Raw genomic sequence first — 19,859 nt, 5'->3', positions numbered from 1 at the left:
TATCAAGCAACGGAGCAAGGCGATGAACGGTTCAGCCGGTCGCAATTCCGAAACACGCGCCATCGTCACCGGCGGCGCACAAGGCATCGGCTTTGCCGTCGCCGAAGCGCTGGCCGATGAGGGCTGCCGGGCGCTGGCACTGATCGGCCGCTCGCAGGAGAAGGGCGACAAGGCTGTCGCCATCCTCAAGGGGGCAGGCGTCGATGCCATCTTCATCAGCGCCGACGTCTCAAAAGTGGCCGACTGCAAGCGTGCGGTCGAAACGGCGATTGGCCATTTTGGTTCCGTCAACGCGCTGGTCAACGCCGCTGCCACCTCGGCTCGCGGCTCGCTGGTCGAGACCTCCGAGGATCTGTTCGACCAGATATTCCAGACCAATGTGCGGGGCCCGTTTTTCCTGATGCAGGGCGTGGTGGCGCATTTGCTGGCGCGCCAGGCACCGGGCTCGATCGTCAACGTGCTGTCGATGTCGGCGCATTGCGGCCAGTCGTTCCTGGCGCCTTATTCGTCAAGCAAGGGAGCGCTGGCGACACTCACCAAGAATGTCGCCAATGCCTATCGCGGCAATCGCATCCGCTGCAATGCGGTGCTGCCCGGCTGGATGGACACCGAGGGCGAGGCGATCGTGCAGAAGAAATGGCACGACGCCCCGGACGACTGGCTGGAAAGGGCCGAGGCCGCGCAGCCGATGGGTCAATTGGTGAAGCCAGCACAGCTTGCCCGGCTGATCAGCTATATGATCAGCCCGCAGTCCGGCGTCATGACCGGGTCGCTGGTCGATTACGACCAGAGCGTCGCCGGGTCGTCGCCGGAATAACGCCGGCAAGTCTAGCGGAACGCTTCGTCATCCACGGGCGGAGCAAGGAGCGCAGCGACGCGGCGCAGACCCGAGGATGACGAAGTTCGGGGGGCTTCAGCCAATCGCGAATGGGCTGGAGTAAACCTCCTCCTCACCAGGCACGTGACAAGCGCATCCGCATCGACTATATCAGCCCTCATGATCAACCTGACCGCCACATATTGGTACTTTATGAGCTCGCTGGCGGCGGGAGGATTGCGCTCGATCTGAAGATTGCAGCAACAATATCCGAACAGCCGCCAGACCTGGCGGCTTTTTTGTTTCAGCCGGCAGGTCTCCCCAATCAGGAGCGTAAGCCGTGTTGACGACCACAGACGATCTTCGGGTCAAGGAAATCAGAGAACTGAGCACACCCGACGAGGTGATGCGGGAAATACCGCGCACGCTGACGGCGACGCGCACCGTTGCCGCATCACGCAATGCCATCCACGCCGTGCTGACCCGCGCCGACGACCGGCTGGTGGTTGTCGTCGGCCCCTGTTCGATCCACGACCCGGCCGCTGCCGTAGACTATGCCAGCCGTTTGGCATCGCTGCGTGAAAGCCTGTCGGACCGGCTGGAGATCGTGATGCGGGTTTATTTCGAGAAGCCGCGCACGACGGTCGGCTGGAAGGGCCTGATCAACGATCCCGACCTCGACGGCAGCTTCAACATTGACAAGGGCCTGAGGATGGCACGCAACGTGCTCTCCGCCGTCAACAATCTCGGCCTGCCGGCGGCGACGGAATTCCTCGACATGGCCACCCCGCAATATATTGCCGACCTCGTCGCCTGGGGAGCGATCGGCGCGCGCACGACCGAGAGCCAGATCCACCGCGAACTCGCATCAGGCCTGTCCTGCCCGGTCGGCTTCAAGAACGGCACCGACGGCAATTTGCGGATCGCGGCCGAGGCCGTGAAATCCGCCGCCCAGCCGCACCATTTCATGGCGGTGACGAAAGGTGGGCGCAGCGCCATCGCGACGACCACCGGCAACGAGGACTGCCACGTCATCCTGCGCGGCGGCATTGTGCCCAACTACGACGCGGCAAGCATAGCTGCTGCCTCCGCTGAGCTCGGCCGGATCGGCGTGGCACCTCGGCTGATGATCGACGTCAGTCATGCCAACAGCAACAAGAAGCCGGAAAACCAGCCGCTGGTGGCGGCTGACGTGGCGGGCCAGATCGCGGCAGGCGACGAGCGCATCATCGGCATCATGATCGAGAGCAACCTCGTCGCCGGCCGGCAGGACGTCGTGCCCGGCAAGCCGCTCGTCTATGGCCAGAGCATCACCGACGGCTGTATCGACTGGGAAACCACCGAAACGGTGCTGCACGGCCTTGCCGACGCCGTCGAGCAGCGCCGGTCGGCGCGACGCGCCATGATCGCTGGCCGTCCGGGAGCCGCCTGAGGCAGCCAATGCCGGCCCTGACCCTTCTCCCCTTGTGGGAGAAGGTGGATCGGCGCGCAGCGCCGAGCCGGATGAGGGGTGCTGGAAGAAACTCGGCGCAAAATATTGAGGGATTTTAAGCGTTTATTTCTTCGCTGTAGCGATCCGTCCAACACCCCTCATCCGACCGAGCTTCGCTCGGTCTCCCCTTCTCCCACAAGGGGGGAAGGGGAGACCAGCGCGGGCTTACTACCGCACCTCCATCCAGCGCTGTTCCGCGAACGAGCGCGCCATCGCGTGCACCGTGCGCTCGATCTCCAGGCCTTCGTCGAAATCGATGATCCGCGCCGGCTTGCCGGCAAGTCGCGTCAACAGTTCCCGGCATTCGATAATCTTGAGGTCATTAAAGCCAAGGCCGTGGCCGGGCGCCGGCAGGAAGGCGTCATAAGGCTTATGATGCGGCGCCACCAGGATGGTGCGATAGCCTTGCTCGGTCGGCCGGTCGGCCGTCAGATAGAGTTGGAACTCATTCATCCGCTCCTGGTCGTACAGGATCGAGCCCTTCGAGCCAAAAATCTGGATGGCGATCCGGCCTTTGCGGCCCCAGGCCGAACGGTTGACCAGCAGCGTGCCGGCGATGCCGTTTTCGAGATGCATCAGGATGCTCGCAATGTCGTAGGTCTCGACCGCGCGGCGCCCGCCCGAGGCGACGCGGCGGTCGGCATAGGGTCTGGCCATGTCGCACATGACGCGGGCAACGCGGCCGAACAGTACGGCGATGAGCGACAGCGGATGCACGGCGAAATCGTCGAGCGCGCCGTAACCGGACGCCGCCTCGTGCTTCCAGAAGAACAGCGCCTCCGGATCGGCCATGAAGTCCTCGTCCATCTCGATACGCAGATGGTTGACCTCGCCGATGATCTTCTCGTCGAGCAGCGCGCCGATATGGCGGATCGCTGGATTCTGAATATAGTTATAGCCGAGCGCGGCCACCTTGCCGGACTTTTGGGCCGCCGCAGCCATTGCTTGCGCCTCCGCAAAACTTGGCGCCATCGGTTTTTCACACCACAGATGCTTGCCGGCTTCGAGGATGGCGATGGCCATTTCCGGGTGGAACTGGTTCGGCGTGGTCAGCGAGATGACATCGACATCCGGGTCGTCGACGACGGCGCGCCAGTCACTGGACGCCTTGGCGAAGCCGAATTCGCTGGCACGGCGTTTGGCAAGATCCTCGTTGACCTCGCCCAGATGGACCAGCCTTGGCTTGGCCACATCGGGAAAGACGGTGCCGACCGCGTTCCAGGCAATGGCGTGGCACTTGCCCATGAAACCCGTGCCGATAAGACCTACCCCGACCATCCGCTTGCCTCCCTGTGCGCAAAATTTGTGTGGATGAATTAGTCCATTTTGTCTGCAGATGGAACGCTTGTCTCATTTTTTATGGTGTTCTTGCACAGGCCCGCTATGATGGGCCACAGAGGGAACCAGACGATGAGCCTGGGCGGAGCGACGATGGACGAACGGGTGCCGCGCGATTTCGAGACGCTGCGGGCGACGATACTGGAGCGGCGTCAGAGCCTGCCGAAACGTATCGCCCAGATCGCCGCCTATGCGCTCGACAACCCAGACGATATCGCCTTCGGCACCGCTGCCAGCATCGCCGCTTCCGCCGGTGTCCAGCCTTCGACCCTGATCCGCTTTGCCCAGCAGCTTGGTTTTGATGGTTTCACCAGCCTGCAGTTGGTGTTTCGCGAGCGCCTGCGCGAGCGCAACTCATCCTATGATGAAAGGCTGGCGGCATTGCGCGCCAAGGCCGAGGAAGGCGCCGGCCACCGCGCGATTTTCGACGGTTTTGTTGCCGCAGCCAGTACCTCGCTCAACGACATTTCGCGCACGCTGAATGAAGACCATTTCGAAGATGCGATCACCGTGCTGGCCAAGGCCGAAACCATTTACGTGCTGGCCAAGCGGCGCTCCTACCCGGTCGCCTCCTATATCGCCTATGCATTGGGCAAGCTCAAGATCCGCAACCAGCTGATCGAATCGGCCGCCGGCCTCAATGCAGAGATGATCGGCTTTGCCTCTCCAAGGGACGCCGTGATCGCCATCAGCTTTTCGCCCTATGCCCCGGCCACCATCGAGGAGGCGCGCGTCATTTCGGAGCAAGGCGTGCCGATCGTGGCGATTACCGACAGCTCCTTTTCGCCACTCGCTCAATTCGCCAGGGTCTGGTTCGAGGTCGCCGAGGCCGATTTCGCCGGCTTCCGCTCGCTGTCGGCGACGATGGCTTTGGCTATGGCGCTGACCGTCGCGGTCGGCGAGAAGCGGCGCGATAGCGGCCGCAAGCGCAAGCCTTAGATCACCTCTATTGCCGTTTCGCCTTCTGCCGAAAGCCGCGCTGCGTCGCGTGCAGGCGGCGACCCGAACTGGCGGGCATACTCCCGGCTGAACTGGGAAGCACTCACATAGCCGACGGCGAAGGCGACACGTGCGACGTTGCCCGGCTGGGCAATCAGCAGATGGCGGGCTTCCAGCAAGCGGATTTGCTTTTGATACTGGATTGGGCTCATGGCCGTTGCCGCCTTGAAGTGACGATAAAACGCAGCACTGCTCATACGGGCAATCTCGGCCAGATCGCCGACCCGGACCGGCTGATGGGGATGCGAACGGATCCAGGCGATCGCCCGGCCAATCCGGGACAGATGGCCATCGGCGCGCGCAAGTTCACGAAGCTTTCCGCCTTGGGAGCCTTGCAGGAGCCGAAACAACATCTCTCGCTCGATCATGGTCGCGAGCACGGGAATCTCCGCTGGCCGGTCAAGCAGCCGCATCATTCGACGCAACGCGTCGAGCAGGTCGTCATCAGCGGGAGAGGTGGAGAAACTGTCGCCACTGAGGGCCGGCGCGTGCTCGACGAGGAGCGCGGCGACGGCCTGCAGGTCAAGGGTCAAGCCAATGGCCAGGTAAGGACGCGCCGCGCTCGCTTCGATTATCTGGCTGATGGTGGGCGTCTCGACAGTATAGATGAAATAGCTGGCCGGATTGTAACGAAGAGCCCGGTCGCCGATCAGAACCGTCTTCGCGCCCTGCAGTACGAATAAGATCCCCGACCCCCACACCCCTGGTATTGGCGCCGTGGCGACTTCGCTGCGGCCGATCGAAACGCGGGGAATCGCCGTTCTTGTTCTTCGCCCGCGCGCATGGCGGCCGGCGATCTCGATCAACTCCTGCAGCGCTTCGCTCATTGCGCCAGCATCGCGCATTCGCACCAGCTGCGCAACAGCGTGAGAGGATTAGGCAAGAACCGGAGAATTTCCGGCGCGCGGCGCACGCTGTCTCGCGCCATTTGTGGGTCTTCCACAGCAAACATGGAGACACCGATATGACGACATCGAAAAGCGCGCTGGTGACCGGCGCCAACAAGGGTATAGGCCGTGAAATCGCCCGGCAACTGGCGACCAAGGGCTTCAAGGTCTGGCTCGGCGCCAGGAGCGCCGAACGCGGCATGGCGGCGGCGCAGGCATTGCGCGCCGAAGGCCTCGACGTGGAGTGGCTTGAGCTGGACGTCACGCGGGATGACAGTGTGAAGGCGGCAGCCGAGGCATTCAGGCAGGCCAGCCCCTGCCTCGACGTGCTGGTGAACAACGCCGGCGTCGCCATCAATTACGACCTGCCGCCGAGCCAGCAGCGGATCGCCGACATCCAGGCCACCTACGACGTCAATGTCTTCGGCCCGATCCGCGTGACCCAGGCATTCCTGTCGCTGCTGCTAGCAGCACCTGCTGCCCGGATCGTGATGGTGAGCAGCTCCACCGGGTCCATCGGCCGGGCGCTCGATCCCGCCACTGCGAACCACGCCGTTAACATGATGGGCTACGGCAGCTCCAAGACAGCCTTGAACGCCATCACGGTGGCATTCGCCAGGGAGCTCGCGCCGCAAGGCATCAAGGTCAACGCCGCGGCGCCCGGCTACACTGCCACCGATCTCAACGGGTATAAAGGTCACCGCACGGTGCAGCAGGCGGCCGAGATCGTCATTCACCTGGCGACCTTGGACGCCGATGGCCCGACCGCCGGGTACTTCAACGATGATGGCCCGCTTCCTTGGTAAATCAGCTGGTTTCAGTGGTAGACACTTGACGTTCGTCTGACTTCAAAGTTTCTGAACGCGCGAGCCTTGCACAGCACTTTTCAGCCTTGGGAATGCTCGTTCCATATTGACTATGGATTGGAATTATTATTTCATATTGCCGGCGCCACGCTGCCGCTCGCGCGTGTTACCCAAAACAACAAAGCCGATGGGAGGTTCGAATGGGCGAAGCCGTGGAAGCGAGACATGCGCCGCTCGACATTATCACCATCGGCCGCGCTTCCGTCGATCTCTATGGTCAGCAGATCGGCTCGCGCCTCGAGGACATTACTTCCTTTGCCAAGTCGGTCGGCGGCTGTCCGGCCAATATCGCGGTCGGTACTGCCAGGCTCGGCCTGCGCTCGGCGCTGCTCACCCGCGTCGGCAATGAGCAGATGGGCCGCTTCATCCGCGAGCAGCTGACCCGCGAGGGCGTTTCGGTCCAAGGCCTCAAGACCGATCCGGAGCGGCTGACCGCCCTGGTGCTGCTGTCGGTCGAGGATGAAGGCGTCTCGCCGATGATCTTCTATCGCAGCGATTGCGCCGACATGGCGCTTTCGAAAGACGATATCGATGAGGCGTTTATCGCTTCGGCACGCGCGGTCGTCGTCACCGGCACGCATTTTTCACGGCCCAACAGCGACGCCGCCCAGCGCAAGGCGATCCGTGTCATGAAAGCCAAGGGCGGCAAGGTGGTGTTCGACATCGACTACCGCCCCAACCTCTGGGGTCTCGCCGGCCACGCCGAAGGCTTCGAGCGCTATGTGAAATCCGACCGCGTCTCGGCGCAGTTGAAGACGGTGCTGCCCGATTGCGATCTCATCGTCGGCACCGAAGAGGAAATCATGATCGCCTCGGGCGCAGACGATTGCCTGAGCGCGCTGAAAACCATCCGCTCGCTGTCGGCGGCAACCATCGTGCTGAAACGCGGCGCCATGGGCTGCATCGTCTATGACGGGCCGATCAGCGACGACCTCGAGGACGGTATCGTCGGCAAGGGATTTCCAATCGAGGTCTACAATGTGCTCGGCGCCGGCGACGCCTTCATGTCGGGCTTCCTGCGCGGCTGGCTCGGCGAGGAAGGCTTGGCGACGGCGGCGACCTGGGCCAATGCCTGCGGCGCCTTTGCCGTGTCGCGGCTCCTCTGCGCACCGGAATACCCGACTTTCGAGGAATTGCAGTTCTTCCTGAAAAACGGCAGCAAGCATCTGGCGCTGCGCAAGGACGAGGCGATCAATCACATCCATTGGGCGACCACGCGCCGGCGCGACATCCCCTCGCTGATGGCGTTCGCCTGCGACCACCGCGTCCAGCTGGAGGATGTCGCGGCAAAAGCCGGCGCCGATCCGTCGCGAATCCCGGCTTTCAAGGTGCTGACGGTCAAGGCTGCGGCCAAGGTCGCGGCTGGCCGCGCCGGCTACGGCATGCTGCTCGACGAAAAATACGGACGCGAGGCGATGTTCGAATTCGCCCACCATTCCTTCGCCTGGCTCGGCCGGCCGGTCGAGTTGCCGGGTTCGCGGCCGCTTCGCTTCGAGTTCTCGCAAGACATAGGTTCGCAACTGACCGAATGGCCGGTCGACCACTGCATCAAGTGCCTGTGCTTCTATCATCCCGACGATCCCGCGGCGCTGAAGAGAGAACAGCAGCAGAAACTGCGCGCTTTGTTCGAGGCCGCGCGGAAAGTGGGTAGAGAACTTCTGGTCGAGATCATCGCCGGCAAGCACGGCAAGCTCGACGACATGACGATCCCGCGGGCGCTGGAGGAACTCTATGCGCTCGGCATCAAGCCCGACTGGTGGAAGCTCGAGCCGCAGGCTTCGGCCGGCGCATGGGCAAAGATCGAAGCGGTGATCCTGAAGCACGATCCGTGGTGCCGCGGGATTGTGCTGCTTGGCCTGGAAGCGCCGCAGGACGAGCTGGAAGCGGCCTTCGCCGCCACCGCCAAGGCGCCTATCGTCAAAGGCTTCGCTGTCGGCCGCACCATCTTCATTAACGCTGCCGAACAATGGCTTGCCGGCAAGATGTCGGACGAGGAGGCGGTGGCCGACATGGCATCGCGTTTCGAAAAACTGACCGAGGCATGGCTTGCCGCGCGCGGTCGCAAAGCAGCATAAGAAGGCGCGGCATAAGGACTGCGGAGGAACCGACATGACCAAGACAATCCGCCTGACGATGGCGCAGGCTCTGACCCGCTTTCTTGCCCGACAGATGACCGAGATGGACGGGAAGAAGGTGCCGATCTTCGGCGGCGTCTGGGCGATCTTCGGCCACGGCAATGTCGCCGGCGTCGGCGAGGCGCTCTACCAGGTTCGCGACGAACTGCCGACCTTCCGTGCCCATAACGAGCAGGCAATGGCGCATGCGGCGATCGCCTACGCCAAAGCCAATTTCCGCCGCCGCTTCATGGCCGCGACCAGTTCGATCGGCCCCGGCGCGCTCAACATGGTGACCGCTGCGGCGCTTGCGCATGTAAACAGGTTGCCTGTCCTGTTTCTGCCCGGCGACGTCTTCGCCAATCGCATTCCCGATCCCGTCCTGCAGCAGGCCGAGGATTTTTCCGACGGCACGGCGACGGTCAATGACTGCCTCCGCCCGGTGTCGCGCTATTTCGACCGCATCACGCGGCCGGAGCAGATCATGCCGGCGCTCAATCGCGCCATGCAGGTGCTGACCGATCCCGCCGAATGCGGCCCGGTGACGCTGGCGCTGTGCCAGGACGTGCAGGCCGAGGCCTATGACTACCCCGAGAGTTTCTTTGCCGAGCGACTCTGGACGCCGCGACGGCAGCGCCCGGACCGCAACGAACTGGCGGCCGCAGTCGCGGTACTCAAAGCGGCGAAAAAGCCGCTGGTGATCGCGGGCGGCGGCGTACTCTATTCGCAGGCATCCGAGGAGCTGGCAAAACTGGTGCAAGGCGCCGGCATTCCAGGTTGTGAGACGCAAGGCGGCAAATCCTCGCTCCCGGACGATCATCCGTTGAACATGGGCGCGGTCGGCGTTACCGGCACTTCGGCGGCCAACAGGCTGGCCGAAGAGGCCGACGTCGTGCTTGCCGTCGGCACCAGACTGCAGGATTTCACCACCGGCTCCTGGGCATTGTTCAAGCATGCCGGCAGGACCATCATCGGGCTCAACGTGCAGCCTTTTGACGCCGGAAAGCACCAGGCGCTGCCGCTGGTCGCCGATGCGGCGGAAGGGCTCGCCGAACTCGCTGCGGCGCTGAAAGGCTGGAAAGCCCCTTCAGGCTGGACCGACAATGCGATCACGGGCAAGAAGAGCTGGCAAGCGGATGCCGACAAGGTGACGGCGTCGACCAATGCCGCCTATCCGTCCGACGCGCAAGTGATCGGCGCAGTACAGCGCGCCATGGGCTCCGGCGTGGTACTGCTTCATGCGGCCGGCGGCTTGCCCGGCGAATTGCACAAGCTATGGCAGGCGGGCGCGCCCGGCTCCTACCACGCAGAATACGGCTTCTCGACAATGGGCTATGAAATCGCCGGCGGGCTTGGCGTCAAGATGGCCAAGCCGGACGAAGAGGTCGTGGTGATGATCGGCGACGGCTCTTACCTGATGCTCAATTCCGAGATCGCGACCTCGGTGATGCTCGGCCTCAAGCTGACCATCGTGCTGCTCGACAACCGCGGCTATGGCTGCATCAACCGGCTGCAGATGGCGACCGGCGGCGCCAACTTCAACAATCTGCTGAAGGACGCCCGTCACGAAACCTTGCCCGAGATCGACTTCGCCGCGCATGCTGCGAGCATGGGTGCGATTGCCGAAAAAGTGCCATCGATCGCCGGGCTGGAAACGGCGTTGGTGCAAGCGAAGAAGAACACGCGAACGACGGTGCTGGTCATCGACACCGACCCGCTGGTTTCGACCGAGGCTGGTGGAAGCTGGTGGGATGTCGCAGTGCCGGAAGTCTCGGCACGGCCGCAAGTGAATGCGGCGCGCAAGAAATATGAGGAAGCGCTGAGCGGGCGGCGGTTTTAACGCGCCCGCCAACGCCGCCTCGAATGTCAGAAACTGGAGTGACGACTTGAAAGCCAAACTGGGCATGTCCCCCATTGCATGGTGGAACGACGATCTTGCGGAACTCAGCGATGATGTGTCGCTGGAGGAGTGCCTGCGCCAGTCGCGTTCGGCTGGCTTTACCGGCATGGAAATGGGCCGCCGCTTTCCCAACGATCCGGAGATCATGCTGCCGATCCTGAAAGAGGCCGACGTGACGCTTTGCGGCGGCTGGTTCTCGGGGACGCTGGTCGACGAAGACATGGCGAAGAACAAGGATCGTATCCAGCCGATGATCGACCTGTTCAAGGCGGTGAACGCACCATGCATCGTCTATGGTGAAGTCGGCCGCTCCATCCAGGGCGACCGCTCGAAGCCGCTCGCCAGCAAGCCCAGGCTTTCGGACGAGGAAATGAAAGCCTACGCCCGGCGGCTCACGCAGTTCGGCGAATGGTGTGCAGAGCAAGGCATGCCGCTCTCCTACCATCATCATATGGCGGCAGTAGTTGAGACCGAGCCTGAGCTAGATGCCTTCATGCGCTATTCGGGAGAAGCCATTCCATTGCTGCTCGACGCGGGTCACCTGGCCTTTGCCGGCGGCGATGTGCTGCGCGCTATTGATAACCACCACCCGCGCATCAACCATGTGCATGTGAAAGATGTGCGCATGGAGGTGATCGCGGGACTGGATCGCGAGAAGCAATCGTTCCTCGACGCGGTGGCACTTGGCGCCTTCACCGTGCCGGGAGATGGCTCGCTGGATTTTGGCGCCATCGTCCAGAGGCTCGCCGACCATGGCTATGAAGGCTGGTTCGTGGTCGAGGCCGAGCAGGATCCGAAGAAGAACCCGCCGCTCAAGATGGCGCAGGTCGGCTACAAGGAATTGATGCGGGTGATGACAGCGGCCGGCTATACGGTGGAGACACAAGGCTTTCCCAATGCTTGAGGCTCGCGAGGAAGGGCTGATCCGATGCCGGGGGTGATCCGATGAAAGACTCCGAGCACCCGTTTTTCCGGCCGCTGTGGCGGCGCGTTGCCGTTGTCGCGGTCTGCCTGGTCTGGTCGGTGATCGAATTCGCCACCGGCACGCCGTTCTGGGGCGTGATCGCGCTCGGCTTCGCCGGCTATGCCGTCTGGCAATTCTTCTATCTCTACAAGCCGGCTGACGAGGACAAGTCATCGGCGGACGCCGAACCGAAGGAATGACCATGTCGAAGCTGCTCGTCAAAGCCAATAAGGGCCACGGCCGCGTCGCTCATGTGACGCCGCAAAACGCCGGCTGGACCTATGTCGGCTTCGATGTGCATCGGCTCAGGCCCGGCGAGAGCGCTTCCGGGCAAACCGCGGATCGTGAGGTCTGCCTGGTGTTCGTCACCGGCAAGGGCAAGGCCAAGGCCGGCGGCAAGGATCTCGGCTTGCTGGGCGAACGCATGTCGCCGTTCGAAGGCAAGCCTTGGTCGGTCTATGTGCCGCAGGGGTCGGAGTGGTCGGTGAGCGCCGATACCGATCTCGAACTTGCCGTCTGTTCGGCGCCAGGACTGGGCGGCGGTCTGCAGGTCCGTGTCATCGCGCCCGACGATCTCGGCCAGGAGGTTCGCGGCAAAGGCACCAACACGCGCTATGTCACCAACATCCTGCCGGAGGGCAAGCCGGCCGATTCCTTGCTGGTGGTCGAGGTCATCACACCCGGCGGCCACACATCGAGCTATCCGCCGCACAAGCACGACCAGGACAATCTGCCGGCTGAATCCTATCTCGAGGAGACCTATTACCACCGTCTCAACCCGCCACAGGGCTTTGCTTTCCAGCGCGTCTACACCGATGCCGACGAGAACGGTGCTCGTTCGCTCGACGAGGCGATGGCGATCGAGGACGGCGACGTCGTGCTGGTCCCCAAGGGTTATCACCCCTGCGCCGCCTGCCACGGCTATGATCTCTATTATCTCAACGTCATGGCCGGACCGAAGCGGACGTGGAAATTCCACAACGCGCCCGAGCACGAATGGCTGATGAAGGCCTAACCACTTCCCCTTCGCCCCAACCGCTGGTCCAAGCGAAAAATCGTCGGCTAACGACCCGGCTGTGTGGTTTTGTTACCGAAAACGCCGCAAAGCTTCGTCAATTCGTCATGGAAATCACCTATGGCAGCGGGGCTGACGAGGACTTTCGATGCGCTACGCGATCTATTTCACCCCCCGACAGGACGAACCGCTGGCACGGATCGCTGCCGACTGGCTCGCCCGCGACCCATTCGGTGCCGCCACAAAGCCGGTCGAGGCTGCGGGCGAGTTGTCGGCGGCAGAAGTTGCCTTCCATACCGCCTCGGCGCGCCGCTATGGCTTTCATGCGACACTGAAGGCGCCCTTCAGACTGGCCTCCAACGAGACGGAAACGTCGCTTCGTGCAGCACTCGACGATTTTGCCGAGGCGACGCCGCTGGTTACGATCCCGCGCCTCGTCGTCAGCCAGATCGACGGCTTCTTCGCGCTGGTGCCGGAAGCACCGCTGCCGGCGCTCAACCGCTTCGCCGACGACGTTGTGCGCGACTTCGACCGCTTCCGCGCGCCGTTGACGGAAGCCGAGATCGAACGGCGCAGCCCCGATTCGCTGAAGCCCGACGAGTTCCGCAATCTCTGCCAGTGGGGCGATCCCTATGTCTTCGAGACGTTTCGCTTCCATATGACGCTGTCCGGCCGGGTGTCGTCACAGGAAAGCCCTCGTCTTCGCCTAGCAATCGACAGCCTGTTTACGGACGTGCTGCAACGGCCGGTGGCGGTGGACGCGCTGACGCTGTTTGTGGAAACTGAACCGGGTGCGCCGTTCATGGTGCTGTCGCATCACGCGCTCGGGCGCCACCCGGCCAGAAGAACTGCCTAAATGGCTATTTGCTTTAACCGGATAGTGCGACGCCAATTCATTTTCAATTGGCTGCAAAATGCTGCAAGGACTGCCTGAAATGACTGCCGAGACCGTTCTTGACAATGCCCGTATCGTGCTGGCCGACCAGATCGTCGAAGGGTCGATCGTGCTGCGCGACGGGGTGATCGCCGCCATCGATCCCGGCGCTGGCCGCAGCGGCGAGGACATGGGCGGCGACTTCATCATCCCTGGCCTGGTCGAGCTCCATACCGACCATCTCGAAGGCCATTACGCGCCGCGGCCGAAAGTGCGCTGGAACCCGATCGCAGCCGTGCTCGCGCATGACGCCCAGGTGGCGACCGCCGGCATTACCACCGTGCTCGACGCCTTGCGTGTCGGCATGGACGAGGATGCCGACCTGACGGCCGCCGACATACGCAAGCTGGCCGACGCGATCGAGGACAGCGTACAGCAGGACCGGCTCAGGGCCGACCATTTCCTCCATCTGCGTTGCGAGGTTTCGGCGCCGGACTGCCTCACGGCCTTCGCCAATTTCGACGGCGACGAGCGGGTCAGGCTGGCGTCGCTGATGGACCATGCGCCCGGACAGCGCCAGTTCGTCAATTTGGAAACCTACGCCTATTACTACCAGCGCAAGCTGAAGCTGACCGATCGCGATTTCCAGAAATTCTGCGAAAAGCGGATGGCGGAATCGGCGAGGAATTCGAGCCCGAACCGCAGCTTCATCGCCGCGGCTTGTCATGAGCGCAGCATCGTGCTCGCCAGCCATGACGACGCGACCGTCGGCCATGTCGACGAAGCGATCGAGCAAGGTGTGCGCGTCGCCGAGTTCCCGACCACCGAGGAGGCGGCGCGGGCTTCAAAAGAGGCAGGGCTCGGCGTATTGATGGGCGCGCCGAACGTCATGCGCGGCGCGTCGCATTCGGGCAATGTCTCGGCCCGCACGCTGGCCGGCGATGGCCTGCTCGATATCCTGTCGTCGGACTACATTCCCTTCAGTCTGATCCAGTCAGCCTTCTTCCTCGGCGACGTGGTCGAGGGCATTTCCTTGCCACAGGCGGTGGCGATGGTCTCGAAGAACCCGGCCGAGGCGGTCGGCCTCACCGATCGCGGTGTCATCGAGCCCGGCCGGCGCGCCGATCTGGTTCGCGTGCGCGTCGACGACCATGTCCCGGTCGTCCGCACGGTCTGGCGGCAGGGACGCCGGGTCGCATGATGGTGTCGGCATCGGTCGAGCGTGAATTGTCCGCCGCGAGATTTCCGATCCGCGACGGTGTCTTCGTCGCCGTCGTCGGGCCGAGCGGTGCCGGCAAGGACACGGTGATCGGCTATGCGCGCGCCGTGTTTGCCGACGAGAGCCGGCTGGAGTTCGTGCGCCGGGTGATCACCCGGCCGAGCGATGCGGCCACCGAGGATCACGATACGCTCGCCGATGCTGCCTTCGTCGAGGCCGAAGCGGATGGTGCCTTCGCCATTTCCTGGGAGGCGCATGGCCTGCGCTATGGCATCCCGGCCGAAGTCGACTGGTCGGTCTCAAACGGCCGTGTCGCGATCGCCAACGTCTCGCGCGCGATCATCCCGGCGCTGCGGGAGCGCTACGCCAATCTGGCGGTCGTCGAGATCACGGCTACACCGGATATCCTGGCCGAGCGGCTGGCATTGCGGGGTCGCGAATCGCGCGGCGAAGTGCTGGCACGGCTGGCGCGCAGTGCCAATGTGGCGCTGTCCGGACCGGGTGTCACCTCGATCGACAATAGCGGCCCTCGTGAAGCCGCCGGCGAGCGCTTCGCCGAGGTGCTGCGCAAGGCCATGGCCTTCTCCGACATGTCGGGCCTTATCTGAAGTAGAGCCCATCCGATGCATTCGGTATGGGCGCTACTTGTCTAACCGATATCTTTTTGGAAATCGGTATCCAGTTTTCGGGATTATGGCCTCATGCGGCGTGCCGGTCCCGACCAGCGTGACGAGTATCCGTGGCAGTGGTTGTCGAAGGCTTCGCTGGCGCATCCGCTGGTGTATCCAGAACTGCAACGTGGTGCCGATACACCATCTCCCAGCCCTTCCAGCCGGTGAACAGCAGTATGCAGACCACTATGAACGACAAGAGCGCACCCCATGGGCGGACCGCGGCTTCGGCGCCTTGCGCATAGCGAAGGTAGAAATTGATCAGTGCCACAACGACCGCGGTCAAGTTGCCCAGCATGTGGTACCAGGCGTCGGACAAGGCGCGAATGCGCGGCTCGTTGAGGAAGTCGATAAAACCGGCTGTCGCAGCGAGAAGGGCCATTACGATGGCTGCCCCGATCAGCCACATCGATGCCCGTGCCCAGAAGGCATCGGCAGTCCCCCAGAAAACCAGGTCGGTGACAAACGCACCGACAAGAAACGCGACAGGAAAAGGTATCAGCATCGGGTGGAGGGGGTGAGTTCCTACTTTGGCGGTACTAACTGGATTCGTGGGCATGGGACGCCTCCGCGCAGCAAAGCTTAAATAAACGCTCAGATACGGGTTTCGTTCCAAATAGAGACCGACCTGAACTGCTGTCGCGAAGCTCCGGCTGACTCTTTCACGCCACCTGCCATGGCCGTCGGCGAATTTCATCCAGCTATTTTTGCGTCACTCAGCGGCAGCACCCGCCACGCCCTTGCGTGTGGCTTCCAGCATCCGCCGCCGCGCCCTGAACACGCCCCATTGCTGGTCGACCAGCACGCCGATGAGGATCACCCCGCCCATGACGGCGAAGTTGAGCGAGGACGGGATGCCGAGCAGGTTGACGAGGTTCTGCAGCTCCTGCAGCAGCACGGTGCCGAGCAGGACGCCGATCAGCGAGCCTTCGCCGCCACGCAGCGAGAAGCCGCCGAGCACCGCGGCCGCGATGGCATAGAGCTCGTAGAACTGGCCGTGGCTCGCCGGCGAGATCGAGCGTGTGTACATGGCGAAATAGATAGCTGACAGCGCCGTCAGCACGCCGCAGATGACATAGGCGGCCATGACGATGCGGCCGGTGCGGATGCCGGAATATTTTGCCGCTTCCTCGTTCTTGCCGATGGCATAGAGATAGCGCCCGAACACCGACCGGTGCAACACCACCCACATGACGACGGCGATGACGATCAGCGCGATGAAGCTGTTCGGCACGCCCCAGGACCGCCCCGCCGTCAGGAACTCGAGTTCCGGGAAGTTCTGTCCGAAGGCAAAGCCGGCGGTGCCGTCGGCGGTGTAGAAGCGCGCCACGCCGCGATAGATCAACAGGCCGCACAAAGTCACCACGAAAGGCTGCAATTTGAGCCGGGTGATCAGCCAGCCATGCGCCAGCCCGATGATGCCGCCGAGCACCAGGATCAGCGGCAGGGCGACCGGCCAGGCCATGCCGCGCGTGGCGATGAAGTCGATGAACAGCACGCCGAGCAGCGCAACCACCGAGCCGACCGACAATTCGATGCCACCGGTGATGATGACGAAGGCTTGGCCAATCGACAGGATGCCGAACAACCCGATCAGGTTCGAGGTGTTGGCGAGATTGATCGGCAGCAGGAAGCGTGGGTTGATGATTGCCACCACCGCGCCGACCACCAGGATCAGGATCAGCAGGCCGAGATCTTTCTTGCTCATCGTCTTCTCCCAGTGCCTGCGAACTACTTCGGCTGCTTGCCGACCGCCAGCAGCAGCACGTTTTCCTGGCTGAACCGGTCCTTGTCGAGAATGCCCGAGATCTGGCCTTCATGCATGACGGCAATGCGGTCGGAAACGCCGATCACCTCCTCCATGTCGCTGGAGATCATCAGCACGGCGACGCCGGCATCGGCCAGCGCCCGCATCAGCCCGTAGATCTCGGCCTTGGCGCCGATGTCGATACCGCGGGTCGGTTCGTCAAGAATCATCACCTTCGGCTTCATCGCCAGCCATTTGGCCAGCACGACCTTTTGCTGGTTGCCGCCGGACAGCGTGCCGGTGCGCGTCTGGACGGAGGGCGCCCTGATGCCGAGATCGGTCTTCTGCTTCTCGGCGGTGGCGGATTCCGCGCCGGCCGAGACCAGCGAGCGCCGCGAATGCGCCGGCAGATTGGGCAGCGAAATGTTCTGGGCAATCGACAGGTCGAGCAGGATGCCGGTCAGCTTGCGATCCTCGGGGACGAGGAAAATACCGTTGGCCACTGCGTCCGCGGCCGAACCAAGAACCAGATCTTTTCCGTCAAGCTGGAACGAGCCGCCAAAGCTCTTGTCGATGCCGAACAGGACGCGCGCCAGCTCCGTCCGGCCGGAGCCGACGAGACCGGCGAGGCCGAGGATCTCGCCATGCCTGACATCGAGGTCGACGGGCCGGTCGGGATAGGCAGCGGTGCGAATGGCCTTGACCGACAGCGCGACAGAGCCCGGCGGGCGCGCCGATTCCGCGGCCTTCTCGCGCTCCTTCAGCATGCGGCCGATCATCAGCTTGACCATCTGGTCGTGATTGATCGCGCTCTTCGGCAAGGTTCCGGCGAGCATTCCGTCCCTGAGCACGACGACGCGGTCGGCGACGCGCTCGACCTCGTGAAGGCGGTGCGAGATGAAAATGACACTGATGCCGTCTGCCTTCAGCGCCTTGATGACGCCGAGCAGCTTGTCGGTTTCGGCGATCGGCAGGCTCGAGGTCGGTTCGTCGAGGATAACCAGCCTTGCCTCGATCGACAGCGCCTTGGCGATCTCGACCATTTGCTGCTGCGCCAGCGACAGCGCCGACACCGGCGTATCGGCCGAGAAATTGGCGCCCACGCGTTTGAGCAGCGGCGCCGCCTGCGCTCGCAGCCTGGCGCGGTCGACGAGCTTGAGCGGCCCGGCGCGCAGCGGTTCGCGGCCAAAGAAGATATTGGCGGCCACGTCGAGGTTTTCGAACAGGTTGAGTTCCTGGTGGACGAAAGCGATGCCCGAGCCGATGCTTGCCTCGACAGTCAGCCCGTCATGGGCGACGCCATCGACGGTGATGGTGCCGGTGTCCGGCCTGGTCACGCCCCCGAGGATCTTCATCAGCGTCGATTTGCCGGCGCCGTTTTCGCCGACCAGGCCGATGACCTCGCCGGGCCTTACGTCCATCGAGAATCCGTCCAGCGCGACGACACCGGGATAGGTCTTGCGCACACCGTCGAGGCTCAGGAACGGAGCGGCCGTGGATGCAACGATGGATGGGTCGGAATAATTCATCACGCCTGACAGCAGCCGGTGAGCCGTTTGGTCTCAGACTGACGGGCCTCGCGAGGCCCGTCAATAGAACGCCGGCTCAAGACGAACCTTGAGCCGGCGCAACCTAATTTGCTCAGTTTCCAGACATCGCCTTGAGGCTGGCGGCGTAGGCGTCGACATCGTCCTTGCCGATGATCTTGGTCGGGATGATGATCAGGCCATCGGCGGGAATGCCCGACTTATCGCCCTCGAGATAGGCAGCCATCAGCTTCATGCCCTGATATGCCCATTCGAAGGGCTGCTGCACGACGGTGGCGGCGACGGTGCCTTCCTTGACGCCGCCCAGCGTGATCGGATCGTCGTCGAAGCCGACGACGGTGATCTGGCCGAGCTTGCCGGCATCGCGCAGCGCTTCATAGATGCGCGGCGTGTTGTAGGAATAGAAGCCGACCATGCAGGTGACGTCAGGGCTGGCGACCAGCGCGTCCTCGACGTTCTTCTTGGCGCGAGCCTGATCGATGTCGTCGCCGCGCACGTCGACCAATTCGATCTTGGTGCCGGCGAGACCTTCCTTCATGCCCTGGATACGTTCCTTGGCATTGTCGGCGCCGAGCAGGCCAACGAAGCCGAGGCACTTGCCGCCGTCAGGCATTGCCTTCTTGGCGATCTCTGCCGCCTGCTTGCCGGCATCGACATTGGAAGAGCCGATATAGGCGACACGCTTGGTCTGCGGTGCGTCGCTGTCGGTGGTGAACAACGCCGTTTCCGAGGCGATCTTGTTCAGCCCGTCGGTCGACGTCTTGGGATCGACGGCCGAGACCATGATCGCCTTCACGCCGGCCGTCACCAGATCGTCCATCAGGCGCTGCTGGATGGCGACCGAGGACTGCTCCGGATATTTGAGCTCCAGATTGTATTTGGGCAGTTCGCCTTGAGCCTTCTTGACGCCGGCTTCGGCCGCCTTCCAGAAATCGGAAGCGCCGTTGACGACGAAGGCCAGTGTCGGCTTGTCGTCGGCCCGCGCAATTGCGCTGACGGACAGGCCGAGCAGCAGGGCCGCAGCGGCGACGGACGCATTTCGTATTACAGATTTCATATTCAACCTCCCATTTGACTTAGTAATTTTCGCTGATGATGAACGTGCCGACGCGGCTTGGACGCCCTCCTCCTCAGGGTTCCGGCAGCGAGGAACGACGCCATTCCAGCCGCGATCATCGACTTTAGAGACTCATTCGCCGTTCGTAAATAGTCCGATTTGTCTGACATTTCCCGAAACGGCAGGCGAACTTCGGCTGACGGGAACCGTCCGATACCAGGCTGGCTTGCATTCCGAACACGCACGGTCCGATGTCGTCCGGGCATGATGGATTGACGTTATAGGGATGCCAGATATTAGTAAAGAGTATTAGTTTGGTCGGGATTCTCGCCCACAAACAAGTGAGGCCTCC

Annotated in this window: 18 protein-coding genes; 12 read left to right on the top strand and 6 right to left on the bottom strand. The window is 63.0% G+C overall.

Going from position 1 to position 19,859, the window contains the following annotated elements:
* Nucleotides 1–22: 22 nt before the first annotated feature.
* Both NKH49_RS14440 and NKH49_RS14435 read left to right on the top strand, forming a co-directional pair.
* Nucleotides 23–817 carry an SDR family oxidoreductase gene (locus NKH49_RS14440; RefSeq protein ID WP_352614971.1) on the top strand — a complete coding sequence of 265 codons (795 nt, stop codon included), beginning with the start codon at nucleotides 23–25 and terminating at the stop codon, nucleotides 815–817.
* Between the two features lie 340 nt (nucleotides 818–1,157).
* Nucleotides 1,158–2,249 (top strand): 3-deoxy-7-phosphoheptulonate synthase, encoded by a 1,092-nt coding sequence (locus NKH49_RS14435; protein WP_352614975.1) that lies wholly within the window; start codon nucleotides 1,158–1,160, stop codon nucleotides 2,247–2,249.
* Nucleotides 2,250–2,477: 228 nt separating this feature from the next.
* Here the strand turns inward: NKH49_RS14435 and NKH49_RS14430 are convergent, their stop codons facing one another.
* On the bottom strand, nucleotides 2,478–3,587 hold the full coding sequence (locus NKH49_RS14430) for a Gfo/Idh/MocA family protein (RefSeq protein ID WP_352614977.1): 1,110 nt from the start codon (nucleotides 3,585–3,587) through the stop codon (nucleotides 2,478–2,480).
* Nucleotides 3,588–3,740: 153 nt separating this feature from the next.
* Here NKH49_RS14430 and NKH49_RS14425 point away from each other — a divergent pair, with 153 nt between their 5' ends.
* Complete coding sequence (locus tag NKH49_RS14425; RefSeq protein ID WP_352540037.1) at nucleotides 3,741–4,586, top strand: MurR/RpiR family transcriptional regulator; 846 nt, start codon at nucleotides 3,741–3,743, stop codon at nucleotides 4,584–4,586.
* On the opposite strand, the gene NKH49_RS14420 is transcribed toward NKH49_RS14425, so the two are convergent.
* Complete coding sequence (locus tag NKH49_RS14420; protein ID WP_352539974.1) at nucleotides 4,583–5,473, bottom strand: AraC family transcriptional regulator; 891 nt, start codon at nucleotides 5,471–5,473, stop codon at nucleotides 4,583–4,585. The genes NKH49_RS14425 and NKH49_RS14420 overlap by 4 nt on opposite strands.
* Nucleotides 5,474–5,610: 137 nt before the next feature.
* Here NKH49_RS14420 and NKH49_RS14415 point away from each other — a divergent pair, with 137 nt between their 5' ends.
* The 9 genes from NKH49_RS14415 to phnN all read left to right on the top strand — a co-directional run bounded on the left by NKH49_RS14415 (nucleotide 5,611) and on the right by phnN (nucleotide 15,093).
* Nucleotides 5,611–6,339 (top strand): SDR family oxidoreductase, encoded by a 729-nt coding sequence (locus tag NKH49_RS14415; RefSeq protein ID WP_352472328.1) that lies wholly within the window; start codon nucleotides 5,611–5,613, stop codon nucleotides 6,337–6,339.
* A gap of 200 nt (nucleotides 6,340–6,539) precedes the next feature.
* Entirely contained in the window at nucleotides 6,540–8,474 is a 1,935-nt protein-coding gene (locus NKH49_RS14410) for a bifunctional 5-dehydro-2-deoxygluconokinase/5-dehydro-2-deoxyphosphogluconate aldolase (RefSeq protein WP_352614979.1), read from the top strand.
* 34 nt (nucleotides 8,475–8,508) lie between these two features.
* The gene (gene iolD, locus NKH49_RS14405) at nucleotides 8,509–10,353 is read left to right on the top strand and encodes a 3D-(3,5/4)-trihydroxycyclohexane-1,2-dione acylhydrolase (decyclizing) (RefSeq protein ID WP_352614981.1); all 1,845 of its coding nucleotides are present in this window, start codon (nucleotides 8,509–8,511) and stop codon (nucleotides 10,351–10,353) included.
* Nucleotides 10,354–10,399: 46 nt separating this feature from the next.
* Entirely contained in the window at nucleotides 10,400–11,317 is a 918-nt protein-coding gene (gene iolE, locus NKH49_RS14400; RefSeq protein ID WP_352614983.1) for a myo-inosose-2 dehydratase, read from the top strand.
* Between the two features lie 41 nt (nucleotides 11,318–11,358).
* Complete coding sequence (locus tag NKH49_RS14395) at nucleotides 11,359–11,577, top strand: DUF3329 domain-containing protein (protein ID WP_352453009.1); 219 nt, start codon at nucleotides 11,359–11,361, stop codon at nucleotides 11,575–11,577.
* A 2-nt stretch (nucleotides 11,578–11,579) separates the two neighbouring features.
* On the top strand, nucleotides 11,580–12,392 hold the full coding sequence (gene iolB / locus NKH49_RS14390; protein ID WP_352614985.1) for a 5-deoxy-glucuronate isomerase: 813 nt from the start codon (nucleotides 11,580–11,582) through the stop codon (nucleotides 12,390–12,392).
* 148 nt (nucleotides 12,393–12,540) lie between these two features.
* A complete protein-coding gene (locus NKH49_RS14385; RefSeq protein WP_352926357.1) occupies nucleotides 12,541–13,248 on the top strand; it encodes a DUF1045 domain-containing protein in 708 nt (235 codons plus the stop codon).
* 79 nt (nucleotides 13,249–13,327) lie between these two features.
* Nucleotides 13,328–14,467 (top strand): alpha-D-ribose 1-methylphosphonate 5-triphosphate diphosphatase, encoded by a 1,140-nt coding sequence (locus tag NKH49_RS14380; RefSeq protein ID WP_352472334.1) that lies wholly within the window; start codon nucleotides 13,328–13,330, stop codon nucleotides 14,465–14,467.
* Entirely contained in the window at nucleotides 14,464–15,093 is a 630-nt protein-coding gene (gene phnN, locus NKH49_RS14375; RefSeq protein WP_352614989.1) for a phosphonate metabolism protein/1,5-bisphosphokinase (PRPP-forming) PhnN, read from the top strand. The genes NKH49_RS14380 and phnN overlap by 4 nt, the downstream gene beginning before the upstream one ends.
* A gap of 91 nt (nucleotides 15,094–15,184) precedes the next feature.
* Here phnN and NKH49_RS14370 read toward each other — a convergent pair whose 3' ends face one another.
* From NKH49_RS14370 to NKH49_RS14355, 4 genes are all read right to left on the bottom strand, one after another.
* Entirely contained in the window at nucleotides 15,185–15,715 is a 531-nt protein-coding gene (locus NKH49_RS14370) for a DUF2231 domain-containing protein (RefSeq protein WP_352472336.1), read from the bottom strand.
* 153 nt (nucleotides 15,716–15,868) lie between these two features.
* Complete coding sequence (locus NKH49_RS14365; protein ID WP_023677502.1) at nucleotides 15,869–16,864, bottom strand: ABC transporter permease; 996 nt, start codon at nucleotides 16,862–16,864, stop codon at nucleotides 15,869–15,871.
* 23 nt (nucleotides 16,865–16,887) lie between these two features.
* On the bottom strand, nucleotides 16,888–18,432 hold the full coding sequence (locus NKH49_RS14360; RefSeq protein ID WP_352614992.1) for a sugar ABC transporter ATP-binding protein: 1,545 nt from the start codon (nucleotides 18,430–18,432) through the stop codon (nucleotides 16,888–16,890).
* Nucleotides 18,433–18,544: 112 nt separating this feature from the next.
* The gene (locus tag NKH49_RS14355) at nucleotides 18,545–19,507 is read right to left on the bottom strand and encodes a sugar-binding protein (RefSeq protein ID WP_352614994.1); all 963 of its coding nucleotides are present in this window, start codon (nucleotides 19,505–19,507) and stop codon (nucleotides 18,545–18,547) included.
* Between the last annotated feature and the right edge of the window lie 352 nt (nucleotides 19,508–19,859).

This window comes from Mesorhizobium sp. M1088 (assembly GCF_040318575.1).
Lineage (GTDB): Bacteria > Pseudomonadota > Alphaproteobacteria > Rhizobiales > Rhizobiaceae > Mesorhizobium.
This window is presented reverse-complemented; position numbering and strand designations above follow the sequence as displayed.

Excerpts from the sequence above, each read along its gene's own strand:
- NKH49_RS14440 (WP_352614971.1), top strand. The coding sequence starts at position 23 with ATGAACGGTTCAGCCGGTCGCAATTCCGAAACACGCGCCATCGTCACC.
- NKH49_RS14430 (WP_352614977.1), bottom strand. The coding sequence starts at position 3,587 with ATGGTCGGGGTAGGTCTTATCGGCACGGGTTTCATGGGCAAGTGCCAC.
- NKH49_RS14425 (WP_352540037.1), top strand. The coding sequence starts at position 3,741 with ATGGACGAACGGGTGCCGCGCGATTTCGAGACGCTGCGGGCGACGATA.
- NKH49_RS14420 (WP_352539974.1), bottom strand. The coding sequence starts at position 5,473 with ATGAGCGAAGCGCTGCAGGAGTTGATCGAGATCGCCGGCCGCCATGCG.
- NKH49_RS14415 (WP_352472328.1), top strand. The coding sequence starts at position 5,611 with ATGACGACATCGAAAAGCGCGCTGGTGACCGGCGCCAACAAGGGTATA.
- NKH49_RS14410 (WP_352614979.1), top strand. The coding sequence starts at position 6,540 with ATGGGCGAAGCCGTGGAAGCGAGACATGCGCCGCTCGACATTATCACC.
- iolD (WP_352614981.1), top strand. The coding sequence starts at position 8,509 with ATGACCAAGACAATCCGCCTGACGATGGCGCAGGCTCTGACCCGCTTT.
- NKH49_RS14395 (WP_352453009.1), top strand. The coding sequence starts at position 11,359 with ATGAAAGACTCCGAGCACCCGTTTTTCCGGCCGCTGTGGCGGCGCGTT.
- iolB (WP_352614985.1), top strand. The coding sequence starts at position 11,580 with ATGTCGAAGCTGCTCGTCAAAGCCAATAAGGGCCACGGCCGCGTCGCT.
- NKH49_RS14385 (WP_352926357.1), top strand. The coding sequence starts at position 12,541 with ATGCGCTACGCGATCTATTTCACCCCCCGACAGGACGAACCGCTGGCA.
- NKH49_RS14380 (WP_352472334.1), top strand. The coding sequence starts at position 13,328 with ATGACTGCCGAGACCGTTCTTGACAATGCCCGTATCGTGCTGGCCGAC.
- phnN (WP_352614989.1), top strand. The coding sequence starts at position 14,464 with ATGATGGTGTCGGCATCGGTCGAGCGTGAATTGTCCGCCGCGAGATTT.
- NKH49_RS14370 (WP_352472336.1), bottom strand. The coding sequence starts at position 15,715 with ATGCCCACGAATCCAGTTAGTACCGCCAAAGTAGGAACTCACCCCCTC.
- NKH49_RS14365 (WP_023677502.1), bottom strand. The coding sequence starts at position 16,864 with ATGAGCAAGAAAGATCTCGGCCTGCTGATCCTGATCCTGGTGGTCGGC.
- NKH49_RS14360 (WP_352614992.1), bottom strand. The coding sequence starts at position 18,432 with ATGAATTATTCCGACCCATCCATCGTTGCATCCACGGCCGCTCCGTTC.
- NKH49_RS14355 (WP_352614994.1), bottom strand. The coding sequence starts at position 19,507 with ATGAAATCTGTAATACGAAATGCGTCCGTCGCCGCTGCGGCCCTGCTG.